This window comes from Mucilaginibacter gynuensis (assembly GCF_039541195.1).
GTDB lineage: Bacteria > Bacteroidota > Bacteroidia > Sphingobacteriales > Sphingobacteriaceae > Mucilaginibacter > Mucilaginibacter gynuensis.
In genome coordinates this window covers 300,796-315,145 of sequence record NZ_BAABFT010000004.1, presented here as the reverse complement: position 1 = coordinate 315,145, position 14,350 = coordinate 300,796, and the positions used below count along the sequence as shown (strand labels likewise).

Genomic DNA, 14,350 nt, shown 5'->3' with positions numbered 1-14,350 from the left:
AAGCATAGCGAAGAAGATTCTTCACTGCGTTCAGAATGACAGTTTTTAACACGTCATGGGTATGTACGAAGCAATCTCTACTTAGGTTTTGTTTGTGCTGGGATTAACGTTAGTCTGCTCATTGCCGCAGGGGCTATTACTTTTGTAGCCACAAAAGGCAACAAAAAGGCTTGTCCAGCAAAAGGCTTCTTTACCACACAAGGCCCCTGCGCTGCAAACCGTGCAGAACTTAGGGCTGGAACTTTTGCCCCGCCGCGCAATCCCTTCCCGCATGCAACAAGTTCGCTATGCCCGCCTTTGCGCTCATAGCCTTCAGTTCTGCCCGCTTTCGCCCGAAGCTGTTTGCTGACGGGAAAGCTAATCCATTTATTTTACGGCAATACCCTTCTCATCTTCGCAGTATCAACCTTAACTATTTATTACCAATAAAAAAGGGTTGCCTATAAACATAGCCAACCCCTTTTTAATAATGTTGCGTGTTAAATCACATTATTTGGCATCAATAGCCTTAATAGCGTCGTCGGCTACTTTGGCAGATGCATCGTCTTTTAACGCTTCGCGTTTGGTTTTAATGCTGTTAAGCATGCCTTTTACATAGTCGCCTACGTATTGTTTAAAGCGAACGCCAAGCTCTTTTATTTCGTTGATGCCTTGTTGTGCATACTCCGGTTTTTGAACGCGGCCAACCAGGTCGGCAAATTTTTGCAGCGCGTTAAATTGTGCCTGCGGACCAAGCTCGCTGTATTTACCATAAACAAAAGGCCATTCGGCATCGCTGCCGCTGGTTGAATAAATACCGATCAAAGCCTGCGTAAGCGCGCCTTTATTATCAGCCTCAAAACCTTTAGCAAGTTTCAATGCTTCCGCCGGATCAATTTGACCGATAGCGTTCAAAGCAGCGCCCTGTACCGCGTACGATTGGTTTTTCAGCGCCTCTTTAAACAAATTTAACTGACCTGATGCTTTTAGCTTACCCAAAACCGAAATAGCCGCGGCACGTGCCAAAGTGTTTTCATCTGAACGGGCAATTGATTGCAATACCGGCTGGGCCGCGTTGCGTACTTCATCATTGGTCATGTTAACGGCTTGTATCGCTTCAATGCGCAGACCGTAATACTTATCTTTCAGCGCGGCTAAGATGATCTTTTGCGCGTTTTTATCGCCTTGTGCCGGCGCGGCAGCTTCAATAGCCTCTAAACGATCTCGGTATAAAGGCGCGTTAGCATATTGAAAAGCGAACTCTTCTAAAGTTTTCTTATCTGTTTTCTTGGCAGCCAAAATCTTGTCGCCATCCACATTCACCAGGTTTGGTTTTGATGCTACTGCGAAAGTTAAGGTATCGGCCTTATTACGCAGCCATACTTTATGGCGTTCTTTTTTACCGCCTGCGTAAACGTCAACAGCTATCGGTAAAATAAACGGATCACCATCCTGGGTTTGATTCACGTACACGGTTTGTGTTTTTGTAGCCTCATCCCATTTGTAGCTGATATCCAGTACCGGATGACCGGCGCCAAAATACCATTGGTTAAAGAACCAGTTCAGGTCGCGGCCGCTGGCTTCTTCCAAAGCTAAACGCAACTGGTGCGCTTCGCCGTTTTTAAAAGCGTTAGTTTTAAGGTAGATGCCTAAACCTTTGTAAAAAGCATCCTCACCTAAATAATTACGCAGCATGTATAAAATGCAACCACCTTTTTGGTAGGTAACCACATCAAATACTTCCTCTTTATCTTTATAATGGAAACGTACCAGGTCCTTTGTTTTAGCGTCAGGATTGCTCAGGTAGTTTTGCAGGTCGTCGTAAATGTGCGCGCCGCCTTCGTCTTTACCGTATTTGTATTCGGCCCACATAGTTTCGCTAAAGTCGGCGAATGATTCGTTAACGGTAAGGTTGCTCCAGCTTTCGGCAGTTACATAATCGCCAAACCACTGGTGAAACAACTCGTGCACAATAGTACTGCGGCCCTGGCTGTAATAAGCGTCGATCAATTCGCGCGGGGTAGATTGTACGTACTCGCCGTGCAGCGTAGCCGATGTATTTTCCATCGCGCCGCTCACGTAATCGCGCACTACAATTTGTGAGTATTTAACCCAAGGATAATCAACACCTAATTTGGTTGAATAAAACTGGATAGCCTCCGGTGTAAAACCGAAGATCTCTTTAGCGTAAGGGGCATATTTAGGCTCAAGGTAGTAGTTCACCTCCTTGTTCTTCCACTTGTCTTTATAAATTTTGAAATCGCCAACGGCCATCATAAACAAGTATGGCGAGTGTGGCAATTCCTGCTTCCAGGTATCGGTACGGGTACCATCGGCATTAGCCTTTTGCGCGGACAGCCTGCCGTTTGACAGGGTTACGTATTTGGCAGGCACCGTAATGCTGATCTCTTCGGTAGTTTTTTGGCTTGGCTTATCAATAGTAGGGAACCATGCCGATGAAGCTTCGGTTTCGCCCTGTGTCCATATCTGAGTAGGCTTATCTTTTTCTTTGCCTTCGGGGTTAATAAAGTACAAACCCTTAGCATCGGTGATGGCCGCGCTGCCTTTAGCTTTTAACTCGTTAGGCTTGGCGGTGTAATCAATATAAATGGTATAATTCTCGTTGTTACGGTAAACTTTATCCAGCTTAATGGCAATGCTCAGGCTATCATAAGTAAACTTAAGTGGCGTGTTTTTACCATTCTTTACTACGGCTATGGTTTTAATATCCATGCCCTTGGCATCAAGCCTTAAGGTATCGGTAGGGTAAAAGTGCGGCTTTAAAGTAACCCATTCTTTACCATACATATAGGCCTTTTTATAATCAAAACGCACATCAAGTTTGGTATGTATCAGGTCGTTAATCTTGGCAGGAGTTTCCCTGTAAATTTTCAGGCGGGGATCGGCAGGTTTTGGCTGCTGTTGCGCCATAGCCGGTAAAATGCAGACGGCGGTCAGTACAACGCCTGCAAGTAAAGTTTTTTTCATAAAAATGAGGTTGTTAAAATGCAAATTTAAAAGTTTAGCAATGGCATGCAATTAATTGCCACCTAATTCTTTTTTTGAGGCTATGACGCAACGGATAGCCAAATTGTTACATAACTTAACACTCAATAACATATATTTACTTCACAGTAAACCAACCAGTAATAAACATGCACAGGAGAAAATTCATACAGAATGTATCTGTGGCGGGTACAACTTTCCTCATCGGTTCTCACCTATCGGCTTCGGGCTTTTACAAGGGTTCGCCTAATAATAAAGTAGTTGTTGGTATAATGGGCGTAAACGGTCGCGGCAGCTTTTTGGCGCAAAAACTGGCCGCCCTTAAAAACGTAGAAATTGGCTACATATGCGATGTTGACCAAACCGTGCTTGCACGCGCTATTGCCGATGTTGAAAAACTTACCGGCAAAAAACCGCAGGGTATTACCGATATAAGGAAGTTACTGGAGAAGAAAGATTTTGATGCCCTGTTTATTGCCGCGCCCGATCATTGGCACGCGCCCGCTACTATTTTAGGCTGCCAGGCAGGCAAGCATGTGTATGTAGAAAAACCGTGCAGCCATAACCCCAACGAGGGCGAAATGGCGGTAGCCGCGGCACAAAAATATAATAAGATAGTGCAAATGGGCAGCCAGCGCCGCTCGTTCCCCAATGTGCAGCAAATGGTAAAGGAGTTGCATGAGGGCATTATTGGCCGGGCCTACTTCGCACGCGGCTGGTATACTAACAACCGTAAAAGCATAGGTACGGGCAAACAGGTGGCTGTGCCTGCTAATTTGAATTACGATTTATGGCAGGGTTACGCTCCGCGGAAACCTTTTCAGGATAATTTGATACACTACAACTGGCACTGGTTTTGGAACTGGGGCACCGGCGAAGCGCTCAACAACGGCACGCACGAAATTGACGTAATGCGCTGGGGACTGGGGGCTGAATTTCCGGACAAGGTAACGTCATCGGGCGGCAGGTTCGCTTTTAAGGATGACTGGCAAACACCCGACACGCAAACCATACTGGCAAACTTCCCGAATGATACGGCCATTTCGTGGGAGGGGCGCAGCTGTAATAACTATAACGACGGCAATGGTCGCGGGGTAATATTTTATGGCGATAAAGGCAGCATATACTATGGCGGCGGCAATGGCTATACAGTTTACGATCCGGCGAATAAGGTAGTAAAAGAGGTTAAAGATTCGGTTGTGGTAGATGCCAACAATAAGGTAAGCCCTACCGAACTGCTGGACACTATGCACCTGGTGAACTTTGTAAATACTATACAAGGGCTTGAAAAGCAAACCGCTCCGATCAGCGAGGGCCATAAATCGACCCTGATACCGCAGCTGGGCAATATTGCCTACCGCGTTAACCGGGTGCTTAACCTCGACCCAAAGAACGGCCACATCATAGGCGATGCCGAGGCCACCAAACTTTGGAGCCGGGAGTATGAGCCGGGTTGGAAGCTGACGGTGTAAATGACAGGTACAAATTTGTCATTTCCGAACGAAGAGAGAAATCTTCTGCTCTTAACAAGTAGCAGACAGGCATAGTGAAGAAGATCTCTCCCTACGGTCGAGATGACAGGGAAAATATTAAAACGGAATTGTCATTTCGAACGAGGTACGAGGAGAAATCTTCTGCTTTATAAAAGTAGCAGACAGGCATGGTGAAAAAGAGCTCTCCCTACGGTCGAGATGACAGTAGGTATTAAGAAGAAAACAAGAATAACGATCGATCTATTATAATCTACAATGAAACAAAAATTTAAACTTTTAAGTACGCTTGCGCTGGGCATAATGGTGATGTCGGCATCGGCACAGGTTAAACCGGGCTATACCAGCCTGTTTGATGGCAAAACCCTTAACGGCTGGAAACGCCTTGCCGGTACTGCCGACTATAAAGTGGTTGACGGCACTATACAGGGCACTACCGTGATGAACTCGGGCAATACCTTTTTGGTGACCGAAAAGGAATACGGCGACTTTATTTTAGAGCTGGATATTAAACTGGAAAGCAACGTAAGTAACTCGGGCGTACAAACCCGCAGTCATTTTGACCCTGCCGCTAACGGCGGCAAAGGCAAGGTATATGGCCGTCAGTGTGAAATTGACCCTTCTGCACGCGATTGGGCAGGCGGTATTTATGATGAAGGTCGCCGCGACTGGCTTTACCCTGTTGACCTGAACGCCCAGGCAAAAGGCACTTTTAAGGTTGGCGAGTTTAACCACATTAAGGTTGAATGTATAGGCAACGAAATGAAAACCTGGATAAACGGCAAACCCATCGCCTATGTAGTTGATACGGTTGATGCCAAAGGCTTTTTAGGTTTACAGGTGCACGGCATCAACTCGCAGGAGCAGGCCGATAAAAAAGTATGGTTTAAAAACATCCAGATAAAAACTACCAACCTTAAACCTACCCCGTTTGAGAAAGGCATTTACGTGGTTGACCTGGTACCCAACCACATCAACACCTACGAAAAAGCCGATGGCTGGAAATTATTGTTCGACGGTAAAACTTCTAACGGATGGCACAGCGCCCGCGCCAACGCCTTCCCGGCAAAAGGCTGGGACATCAGCAACGGCACCATCAGCGTACAACCATCAAACGGTGCCGAATCAACCAACGGCGGCGATATTGTAACCAATGGCGAGTTCAAAGCGTTCGACCTGTCGTTTGAATTCAGGCTGACCGAAGGTGCCAACAGCGGCCTCAAATACTTTGTAACGCTGGATGAAAAAACGCAAGGCTCGGCCATCGGGCTCGAATACCAGGTATTGGATGATGCCCGTCACCCGGATGCCAAGTTAGGCCGTGATGGTAACCGCACCCTTGCGTCGTTATATGACCTCATCAAAGCCAATAAACAAGAGCGCTTTGTACACCCGATAGGCAAGTGGAATACCGGCCGTGTGGTAGTTTCTCCTGATAATCACGTAGTGCATTACCTTAACGGCGTAAAAGTACTGGAATACGACCGCGGCTCGCAAGCCTTTAAAGACCTCGTAGCCATCAGCAAATACAAGGTATGGAAAGATTTCGGCGAAGCCCCCCAAGGCCATATCCTATTGCAGGATCATGGGAACGCGGTGAGCTTTAAGAGTATTAAGATAAAGAATTTGTAAGCACCGTCTGAACCTGAATTTATAGAATTAAGGAATTATCAGAATTATTCAGTTCATCAGAATTAGCAGTTCAATTCAATTCGGCAAATTCTTAAATTCTATAAATTCAGGTTCAGACAAAAGTTTCACACAAAAAAGGTCCGATGCACAGCACCGGACCTTTTATATTTTCTTTCGGACTTACGGACTTACCCGTCTTCCGGACTCAAATCTGCTTAGCAGTATTGATCAAACGCGCCGATCAGGTTATCAGCGATCATTTGTGCTGGGCGGCCTTCAATTTGGTGGCGCTCGATGATATGTACCAATTTACCATCTTTAAACAAAGCCATTGACGGCGATGACGGAGGGTAAGGCAACATCAGGTTACGGGCTTCATCAACCGCGTCTTTTTCCATACCTGCAAAAACTGTTACCAGTTTATCAGGGCGTTTTTCGTTTTTAACAGCGTATCTGGCAGCAGGGCGCGCGTTAGCAGCAGCGCAACCGCATACTGAATTTACAACCACAAACACAGTTCCTTCGCTCTCAATAGCTTCTTTTACTGATTGCGCGTCTTTCAACTCGCTGAAGCCATCATTTGTAAGTTCGGCACGCATAGGAGCCACTAAATATTCCGGGTACATATTATTTTCCTCTGATTTAATTTATACAAAAATATCAATTCGGCGGCAAATTAAAAGTTTACCTTATGTAATATTACCATTTTACTGTAGGCTATTCTGCATTTGGCTTGCATATACCGTCCTTAATATCAATCAGTATCACCGAAATTACGCTCAACCCGCTGGCTGTCGCCACAGTAAGCAAGCCATCAACAAACGATGTATTGAAAAACAAAAGATAAATAATGGCACCGTAATAGGGTGTCATACATATCGGGCAGCCGTAAATGGGCTTGTACAGCATCCCCTTGGGTTCAATTATCTTTTTTATACCATCAAATATCATCCCCTTCCAGCTACAGGCATGTATAAAAAGCACAATGAGTGCGATGATGAACGCGTGTTGTATCATAATAATTGCTTAAGTAGCTGGTAGTGTGCAAAAAGCCTACCATGATTTATTTGACTATGATTTTTTGGATTGGGGGATTGGCTTGATTCTTTTTGTTGGGGAGAGGGATTTTGATTGTATGGTTTTGAAGATTGGGCTATTGCTTATTTTAATAAGTTGTTGTTAATCTTGACTCCTGATTCTTGTTTCTTACCTCTCTCTTTGTGTTTTATAAAGAAAAGTTTATTATGTATTTTTGCAATCTCAAAAAATTGAAAAATATGTCATCAGTAGAAACTGCCTACGTAAAATACAAAGTGAAAGACTTTTCGCTGGCCGAGTGGGGTCGGAAAGAAATAGAACTTGCTGAAGCTGAAATGCCGGGTTTAATGGCCCTGCGTAAAGAGTATGGTCCAACAAAACCACTTAGTGGCGCACGTATAGCAGGCTGCCTGCACATGACCATTCAAACCGCTGTTTTAATTGAAACACTGATAGAACTGGGTGCCGAAGTTACCTGGTCGTCATGTAATATATTCTCAACACAAGATCATGCCGCTGCCGCTATTGCTGCTGCCGGTACTTCAGTTTACGCCTGGAAAGGTATGAACGCCGAAGAATTTGACTGGTGTATTGAGCAAACGCTTTTCTTTGGTGAAGAGCGCAAACCATTGAACATGATATTGGATGATGGCGGCGATTTAACCAACATGGTACTGGATAAATTCCCTGAACTGATTGCCGATATTAAAGGCCTTTCGGAAGAAACCACTACCGGTGTACACCGTTTATATGAGCGCATGAAAGCAGGTACACTGCCAATGCCGGCGATTAACGTTAACGATTCGGTTACCAAATCAAAATTCGATAACAAATACGGCTGCCGCGAATCGTTAGTTGACGCTATCCGTCGTGCTACTGATGTAATGATGGCCGGTAAAGTTGCCGTTGTTTGTGGTTATGGCGATGTGGGTAAAGGATCTGCCGACTCATTACGTAACTCTGGTGTGCGTGTTATTGTTACCGAAATTGACCCTATCTGCGCATTACAGGCAGCTATGGAAGGCTTTGAGGTGAAAAAATTAGGTACTGCTATCGCCGAGGCTGATATTGTGGTAACTGCTACCGGTAACAAAAATATAGTTCGCGAAGAGCACTTCCGCGCCTTGAAAGACAAAGCTATCGTTTGTAACATCGGTCACTTTGATAACGAAATTGACATGGCCTGGTTAAACGGCGCTTATGGCAATACCAAAATTGAAATTAAACCACAGGTTGATAAATATACCATTGATGGCAGCGATGTAATTGTACTTGCCGAAGGTCGTTTGGTTAACTTAGGTTGCGCTACAGGCCACCCAAGTTTTGTAATGAGTAACTCATTCACCAACCAAACATTAGCTCAATTAGAGCTTTGGACCAACGGTGCCGCTTACGAAAACAAAGTATACACCCTGCCTAAACACCTTGACGAAAAAGTTGCCCGTTTACACCTTGCCAAAATTGGTGTTGAACTAGAAGTTTTAGACCAGGACCAAGCAGAATACATTGGCGTAACGGTTGAAGGTCCGTTTAAACCGGAGTATTACAGATACTAATTCAAAAGTTAAAATTAAAAATTAAAAAAAGGGACGTGGTTTAATATCACGTCCCTTTTTTATGGGATTTCGGGTTATGGAGTGGGTGTTGTTACTGCTACCGGTTTCTGTAAATTGCGGCCGATACATATAGCGCAAATAGCAAGCATGATAATTAATACCAATTGGGTAATGATTACCACAACCGGCATTTTAGCGATAAGCGTGTCTATTCCATTACCTGTTGAAACAGTTATCGCGGGTTTAACGCCTTCCCCTAACTCTGCCGGTAATGATTCCACCAGTTTTGATAAACCGGCGCCCATCTGCTGAAAGCTGTTAAAAAGCGTGATCAACATATTGAACACATAGTTAAGCCCAAACAAAGCCGCAATGCTTAAAAAAGTGCTTGCCAGTGTGATGTAGTTTTGAGGCTGCCTTTTAAACCTGTACAAGGCTTCTTTTATAAAATATACCAGCGATACCGCAAGCAAAAACGTGGGGATAAACGCACCTTGCCCTTCCACCTGGATCAGGCCATCGTTAAAGTTTACATTTAAAGTTGGCTCCCATACATTAATGGGTTTTATCCATGATTTTATCGCGATAAAATTGGCCACGTAAATGGCCACAAGCCACACCGACTCTACGATCAGGGTTTTATATTTCATAATAAGGTTTAGTTCTTAAATTCATCGTCAACACTCTCGCGGAGATTGTATAGCAGCCATTGTCGTTTTGCGGCCAATTGTTTGTTTTGTTTCAGCAGGTTGATAAAATCGTTAACACCCACGGGCTCGTTACCGTTGCCATGTATCAGTACAATGCTGCCTGCATGCGGTTGCTGTCCTTTGGCCAGCCAGGCATCGGTACCTACGGGGATCAACCCGAACCCGGTAATTTGCATCACCAGTTGCTGATCAGATACCAAACCCGGGAAACGGAAGAAAACCGATGGCAACAAGCCGTTCTGCAACATGGCCTTTTCGGTTTCCAGCACTTCATAGTTAATATCGGTGCCGGCTTCCAGCAGAAAATTTTGCTTTAGCGGCAGCGTACTGCTTACCCGGTGATTATAAGAGTGATTGATCCAGGTGATATGGATCTCGCCATTCTGCTGCATTTGCTTAAGCCATTGCAAATCCTGCTGATGCTTGTTCATCCAAGTACCGGTTACGGATAGTGCCACAGGCACGGGTTGTTCTATACCTTTAAACTCGTTGAATATGTCTGTAAATATTCGCCTGTCCAGCGGGCGGTGCGAGGGGCAAAGATCTGCCGTAAGGCTAACCCCGGCCTCTTTAGGCATACCGCTTTCAATCCCGGCATCCTGTATATTAACCGACTGCTGATCGGCCTTGTTCAATGCCTTTGCATAAGTCGTACTGTTAAATACCTTGCGCAGCTGTGTTAATGGCATAGGCGTAACCCGATACAGCGAGGCATCATTCACCTTGGTTTCTAACGTGGAAGGCTCTACCAATAGGAAATAACTTTTCCCTTCGCTTTCAAAGCTGCGCAGCACTACCCAGTCCTGCTGAAAATACTTGGCCCAACCGTAATAAACGTGGTAATTACTAATGCTCCTATACACTGTTTGCCCCTTAGCCGATGGCACAGCAGCAAGCCATAAAAAACAAATAAGCGTTAACAGTAGCGGGTTTAAGGTTCGTTTCATTTCAATAAGCTATCAAGTATACACGGTTTGGCAGCGCGATACAATAGTAAAGGGTTATTTATGGACAGATGAAAGTTAACACTTTACTGTTATTTAAATTATCTTACTTTTGCAATCCCACAAAAAATACGGAGAGGTGTCTGAGTGGTCGAAAGAGCACGCCTGGAAAGTGTGTATACGCCAAAAGTGTATCGAGGGTTCGAATCCCTCCCTCTCCGCAAGAACTGATTTAATAATCAGTAAGTTACGCAACACAGCTGACCAGAAAACTGACGAGAACAATTAAAGATTGTCTTTAATCGTTAAATCCGTTAATTTCAGTCGAATCCATGTCTCCGCTTTAGTTGCTTGTTTTCTTAAAACTGAGTAAAAGAAGTCTTGGAAACAAAATACCCACAACTTTTATTCCGCTACTATACAACAATCCATTTTGGCAACTGCTTAATTGTATTTACTTTTGCTGCCGAATGAAAAACTTAAACCGTTACGCCGCATTAATTATAGTCCTGCTATTTTTATTTTCTTGTAAAAAAGATAATCACGAAACTATTGCCGATCCAGTTCCGGAAAAAGTGATCAACTATCAGGATAGCATTTCCTTCTCCATTAATGACAAGCAATATACTTTTGATGATAAGTATTCTTATGGTATTGGCAACCAGCCGATAAACATAAAGCGGTCTGCTACCGTTATTAACAACGGAAAGCTGGCTTATGAAACGGGTGGTTATTATTGGTATGGCGTTCAGGATTCTACCCTTTATTCCGTTGTTTATAAAGTCCTTTCGAGGCAGGCCGCGAATACGTTCTCAATCGACTTCACAAAGAAATTTGCAGACAAGACCCTGCAAGGCGGTATACATTTATTATACCCGAAGAGCAATCTTGAAGTTTTTAAATTAGGGAAACAATCTTTCGCTGTCGATTTGGATAAGGAAAACACACTGGAAGGCATTTCAATAAATTTAGCCGGCGCAGATATTAATAAGTCGTTAAGCACCGACGTTCCGGGATTCTCCATATTGATCCGGTCTGATTTGAAGAACGACATTCAAAACAACTCAACCTTTGAGATCACCAAAATTGAGCAACTGAAAGATAACATATACGCAATAGAGGCAAAATTTGAAGTGAACCTGTTTGATATTGACGCGAAACAGTACAGACTTAAAAATGGCTTTATGCGACTTGTAACCAATGTTGTACCCGGCAATGGCGGAACTTTGTAATTCCTCACCGACCCTACAATCTTGTTAAATTCACCTGCCTCACCACCGGCTTATTCAACTTGTAGATTTGCGCCAACAGCAGGTCCATTTCCATTTGCCAGGCCTGGCGTACGCTTTTGTATTGCGATGTAAGGTAGGTTGATTTATTGCCTGCTACAAATATTTCCCTTTTGGCTACGGCGTTCACGGTATCCATCGCCACGGCGTTATCGGCGTTGTACAAACCACGGTCGAAAAGTACATTGAACTCAATAAAGGCGTGGTTGCGGAAACGACGCTCTATTTCCCAGCGTTCTTCGTTCAAGGCCATTACCTGCAATGCCTGCTGGTATTGCGGTGTATTGGTTTGTTCGGCAAGGTTTATACCCTTTGCCAAATCATCTGCCGACCAGTTACCTATTGCCTGCCCGTCAATTTGCAGGCTGTACTTGCCGCTCGCAAGCCCCTTTACCGCGAGCACCTCCTGGTTAAATTCTTTGATGAACGGAATAACTTTCAGCGCGTCGGCCTGCCTGCGATGATTGCCCCAGCCCCGTACCACGGTATCCAGCGGATAAGGCAAGGCCTTTGCAAGGTAATTGAAGGTAATGTCATTTGTCGTGCGGCTTAGCTTATTCACTACCGCATTCTCGGCTTTAACTACTTTTTGGCTGCCTGCCTCAATCTGCACATTGGCAACGGAGTTATTGGCCAGTCCCTGCGCTTTTAATATGAGGTAAGCCATCACCATGTGGCCATCGTTATCGGGGTGAATCCGGTCGTTAGGTGTAAGGCTGAAAGCAGGGTCGGTAGCCTGGCCTTGTTTGTTAATAGCCGTCATGGGGCGGTTAAGATCGATGAATCCCCATTGGTTCTTTTTAGCCGCCGCTTCCTGAAATTCTGCTATCTGCAACAGCGCCGCGCTTTTGCCTTTATATAAATTATTGGGGGCCGATGTAGTGGTTTCATCATAAGGCGATGAGGCTACGAGCACCTTTTTCACATTCGGCAGGCGCTTAAGCTTCTCTTCAATAATATGGTAGTATTTTATAGAAGTATCAAGGCGTTTTCTGAAAGTTTCCTGCGCGTTATCAGCAAACCATTCCATGTAACCGGTATCGTTCATCCCCCAGGTAACAGTAACCACCGTTGGGTTGCGGTTGAGTACGTCATCATCAAACCGGCGGGCAATCTGCTTAGCAATATCGCCGCCTATGCCGGCATTAAAAAAGGTAACCCGCATATCGGGGAAGCGCGTCATGTAATAAAGCCAGATGTAAGAATGGTAGTGCCCGCCATCGGTAATGCTGTTACCAACAAATGCCACCCGGTCGCCGTTTTTAAATGGTGCTACCGTTTGAGCTTTAGCAATAGCAGTAAACGAAACAAGCAGCACCATTACAGCGCAAACGCGTAAGGTAAGTTTCTCTTTTAATTTTTTGATAACAAGCATTTTAAATGTGGGTTTGATCTGGTTTAATAATATCTGCCAACGCGGCATAACTGGTTATAAACAAATATATAAATTAAAATGAGGTATCGATTTAGCAAATTGTAAAATAAAGCGAGTTGGGAATAAGCTGTATAGCCTCATCCAACCATCTCCATGGGAGAGGGCTTAATACAAGTGTCGATTGGGATACGGAAGCGTAGTCTTCCTTAGCATAATCGACACTTAGAGTTGATCATATCGACTCACCCCGACATCGCTTCGCTCGTCACCCCTCACTCCGTAAGCGGAAAGAGGGGCTTGTATATTTATTATTTCATTCAATCCTCTTTGCGGCAAAGCCGGAGAGAGGGAGGTCCAGCGAAGCGTAGACCGGGTGAGTTAACTATACGATTGCCTAAAGACACCTTTTAGCCGTGACCACAACAAAAAAAGGCTACCTCCCTTTCAGAAAGCAGCCTTGATATTTAAATCATCAATTAAAATTTACAGTTCAACCTCGGCCAGTACCGGGAAATGATCTGAAGGATATTTACCGCGATAGCTGTCGGTTAATACACCCCATCTTTTCACGTTTACTTTACCAGTGGTAAAAATATGGTCAATGATGCCGTCCTTATCCAGAGCCTTACCAAATGAATTGAACGAAGCGCTGAACACATACGGATGAGCTGCCTGGCTATAAGTATCAACCAAATAGTTTGAAGTAGCTAAACGCTGGTACCAGGTGCTGTTATGATCGCCATTCAGGTCGCCGGTGAAGAAGGCCTTTTCTTTGCCTGCAATTTCTTTGATCTTTTTCAGGATCAGCTTACCGCTTTCTTCGCGGGCAATTTCACCCTGGTGATCAAAGTGCGCGTTAAAGAAATAGAACTTCTTTTTGCTTTGCTTATCCAGCAGGTACACCCACGAGCAGATGCGGTTACAGCAGGTAGCATCCCAACCTAAACCCGGTTTATCCGGAGTTTCCGATAACCAGAAATCGCCTTTTTTAAGCAGTTCGAAACGGTCTTTTCTGAAAAAGATAGCCGAATGCTCGCCGCCATCTTTACCGTCATCGCGACCTAAGCCATAATGCTGATATTCGGGCAGTGCGTTGTTGATATCGTCCAGTTGGTTCTTCCAACCTTCCTGCGTACCAAAAACATCAAACTGGTGAAAACGGATGAGTGCTGCCGCTACCGGGGCACGGTTCACCCAAAGATTGCCCGTATCGCCCTGGTTATCATAACGCAGGTTAAACGTACCTACTATAAGGTGTTGCGCCCAGCCTTGCAGGCAAACCAGCATAAATAATGCTGTAAATAGATAATGCTTTGTTTTCATTCAGGATA

The 14,350-nt window shown here is 44.7% G+C and carries 11 protein-coding genes and 1 tRNA gene; 5 read left to right on the top strand and 7 right to left on the bottom strand.

What is annotated here, in order from left to right; genetic code table 11:
- Nucleotides 1-489: 489 nt before the first annotated feature.
- Nucleotides 490-2,967, bottom strand: coding sequence for a M1 family aminopeptidase (locus tag ABD894_RS10390; protein ID WP_345210957.1), 2,478 nt, complete (start codon nt 2,965-2,967; stop codon nt 490-492).
- 167 nt (nt 2,968-3,134) lie between these two features.
- Between ABD894_RS10390 and ABD894_RS10385 the strand changes: the two genes are divergently transcribed.
- Both ABD894_RS10385 and ABD894_RS10380 read left to right on the top strand, forming a co-directional pair.
- A complete protein-coding gene (locus ABD894_RS10385; protein ID WP_345210956.1) occupies nt 3,135-4,457 on the top strand; it encodes a Gfo/Idh/MocA family protein in 1,323 nt (440 codons plus the stop codon).
- Between the two features lie 276 nt (nt 4,458-4,733).
- Nucleotides 4,734-6,107 carry a 3-keto-disaccharide hydrolase gene (locus tag ABD894_RS10380; protein WP_345210955.1) on the top strand — a complete coding sequence of 458 codons (1,374 nt, stop codon included), beginning with the start codon at nt 4,734-4,736 and terminating at the stop codon, nt 6,105-6,107.
- A gap of 215 nt (nt 6,108-6,322) precedes the next feature.
- Here the strand turns inward: ABD894_RS10380 and ABD894_RS10375 are convergent, their stop codons facing one another.
- Both ABD894_RS10375 and ABD894_RS10370 read right to left on the bottom strand, forming a co-directional pair.
- On the bottom strand, nt 6,323-6,733 hold the full coding sequence (locus ABD894_RS10375; protein WP_345210954.1) for a BrxA/BrxB family bacilliredoxin: 411 nt from the start codon (nt 6,731-6,733) through the stop codon (nt 6,323-6,325).
- A 91-nt stretch (nt 6,734-6,824) separates the two neighbouring features.
- The gene (locus ABD894_RS10370; RefSeq protein WP_345210953.1) at nt 6,825-7,124 is read right to left on the bottom strand and encodes a hypothetical protein; all 300 of its coding nucleotides are present in this window, start codon (nt 7,122-7,124) and stop codon (nt 6,825-6,827) included.
- Nucleotides 7,125-7,384: 260 nt separating this feature from the next.
- Between ABD894_RS10370 and ahcY the strand changes: the two genes are divergently transcribed.
- Nucleotides 7,385-8,701, top strand: a complete 1,317-nt coding sequence (gene ahcY, locus ABD894_RS10365; protein ID WP_345210952.1) for an adenosylhomocysteinase — start codon at nt 7,385-7,387, stop codon at nt 8,699-8,701.
- A 74-nt stretch (nt 8,702-8,775) separates the two neighbouring features.
- On the opposite strand, the gene ABD894_RS10360 is transcribed toward ahcY, so the two are convergent.
- Together ABD894_RS10360 and ABD894_RS10355 are read right to left on the bottom strand one after the other, a co-directional pair.
- On the bottom strand, nt 8,776-9,351 hold the full coding sequence (locus ABD894_RS10360) for a hypothetical protein (RefSeq protein ID WP_345210951.1): 576 nt from the start codon (nt 9,349-9,351) through the stop codon (nt 8,776-8,778).
- Between the two features lie 8 nt (nt 9,352-9,359).
- The gene (locus tag ABD894_RS10355) at nt 9,360-10,358 is read right to left on the bottom strand and encodes a polysaccharide deacetylase family protein (RefSeq protein WP_345210950.1); all 999 of its coding nucleotides are present in this window, start codon (nt 10,356-10,358) and stop codon (nt 9,360-9,362) included.
- 130 nt (nt 10,359-10,488) lie between these two features.
- On the opposite strand from ABD894_RS10355, the gene ABD894_RS10350 reads away from it, so the two are divergent.
- Nucleotides 10,489-10,576, top strand: a tRNA-Ser gene (locus ABD894_RS10350).
- Nucleotides 10,577-10,825: 249 nt separating this feature from the next.
- A complete protein-coding gene (locus tag ABD894_RS10345; RefSeq protein WP_345210949.1) occupies nt 10,826-11,587 on the top strand; it encodes a hypothetical protein in 762 nt (253 codons plus the stop codon).
- 13 nt (nt 11,588-11,600) lie between these two features.
- On the opposite strand, the gene ABD894_RS10340 is transcribed toward ABD894_RS10345, so the two are convergent.
- Both ABD894_RS10340 and ABD894_RS10335 read right to left on the bottom strand, forming a co-directional pair.
- On the bottom strand, nt 11,601-13,019 hold the full coding sequence (locus tag ABD894_RS10340) for an SGNH/GDSL hydrolase family protein (protein ID WP_345210948.1): 1,419 nt from the start codon (nt 13,017-13,019) through the stop codon (nt 11,601-11,603).
- A gap of 483 nt (nt 13,020-13,502) precedes the next feature.
- Entirely contained in the window at nt 13,503-14,342 is an 840-nt protein-coding gene (locus ABD894_RS10335; RefSeq protein WP_345210947.1) for an endonuclease/exonuclease/phosphatase family protein, read from the bottom strand.
- Nucleotides 14,343-14,350: the final 8 nt, after the last annotated feature.

Bases quoted from the DNA above. Each gene is read 5' to 3' on its own strand.
- ABD894_RS10380 (WP_345210955.1), top strand. From the start codon at position 4,734: ATGAAACAAAAATTTAAACTTTTAAGTACGCTTGCGCTGGGCATAATG.
- ABD894_RS10360 (WP_345210951.1), bottom strand. From the start codon at position 9,351: ATGAAATATAAAACCCTGATCGTAGAGTCGGTGTGGCTTGTGGCCATT.
- ABD894_RS10375 (WP_345210954.1), bottom strand. From the start codon at position 6,733: ATGTACCCGGAATATTTAGTGGCTCCTATGCGTGCCGAACTTACAAAT.
- ahcY (WP_345210952.1), top strand. From the start codon at position 7,385: ATGTCATCAGTAGAAACTGCCTACGTAAAATACAAAGTGAAAGACTTT.
- ABD894_RS10355 (WP_345210950.1), bottom strand. From the start codon at position 10,358: ATGAAACGAACCTTAAACCCGCTACTGTTAACGCTTATTTGTTTTTTA.
- ABD894_RS10390 (WP_345210957.1), bottom strand. From the start codon at position 2,967: ATGAAAAAAACTTTACTTGCAGGCGTTGTACTGACCGCCGTCTGCATT.
- ABD894_RS10340 (WP_345210948.1), bottom strand. From the start codon at position 13,019: ATGCTTGTTATCAAAAAATTAAAAGAGAAACTTACCTTACGCGTTTGC.
- ABD894_RS10385 (WP_345210956.1), top strand. From the start codon at position 3,135: ATGCACAGGAGAAAATTCATACAGAATGTATCTGTGGCGGGTACAACT.
- ABD894_RS10370 (WP_345210953.1), bottom strand. From the start codon at position 7,124: ATGATACAACACGCGTTCATCATCGCACTCATTGTGCTTTTTATACAT.
- ABD894_RS10345 (WP_345210949.1), top strand. From the start codon at position 10,826: ATGAAAAACTTAAACCGTTACGCCGCATTAATTATAGTCCTGCTATTT.
- ABD894_RS10335 (WP_345210947.1), bottom strand. From the start codon at position 14,342: ATGAAAACAAAGCATTATCTATTTACAGCATTATTTATGCTGGTTTGC.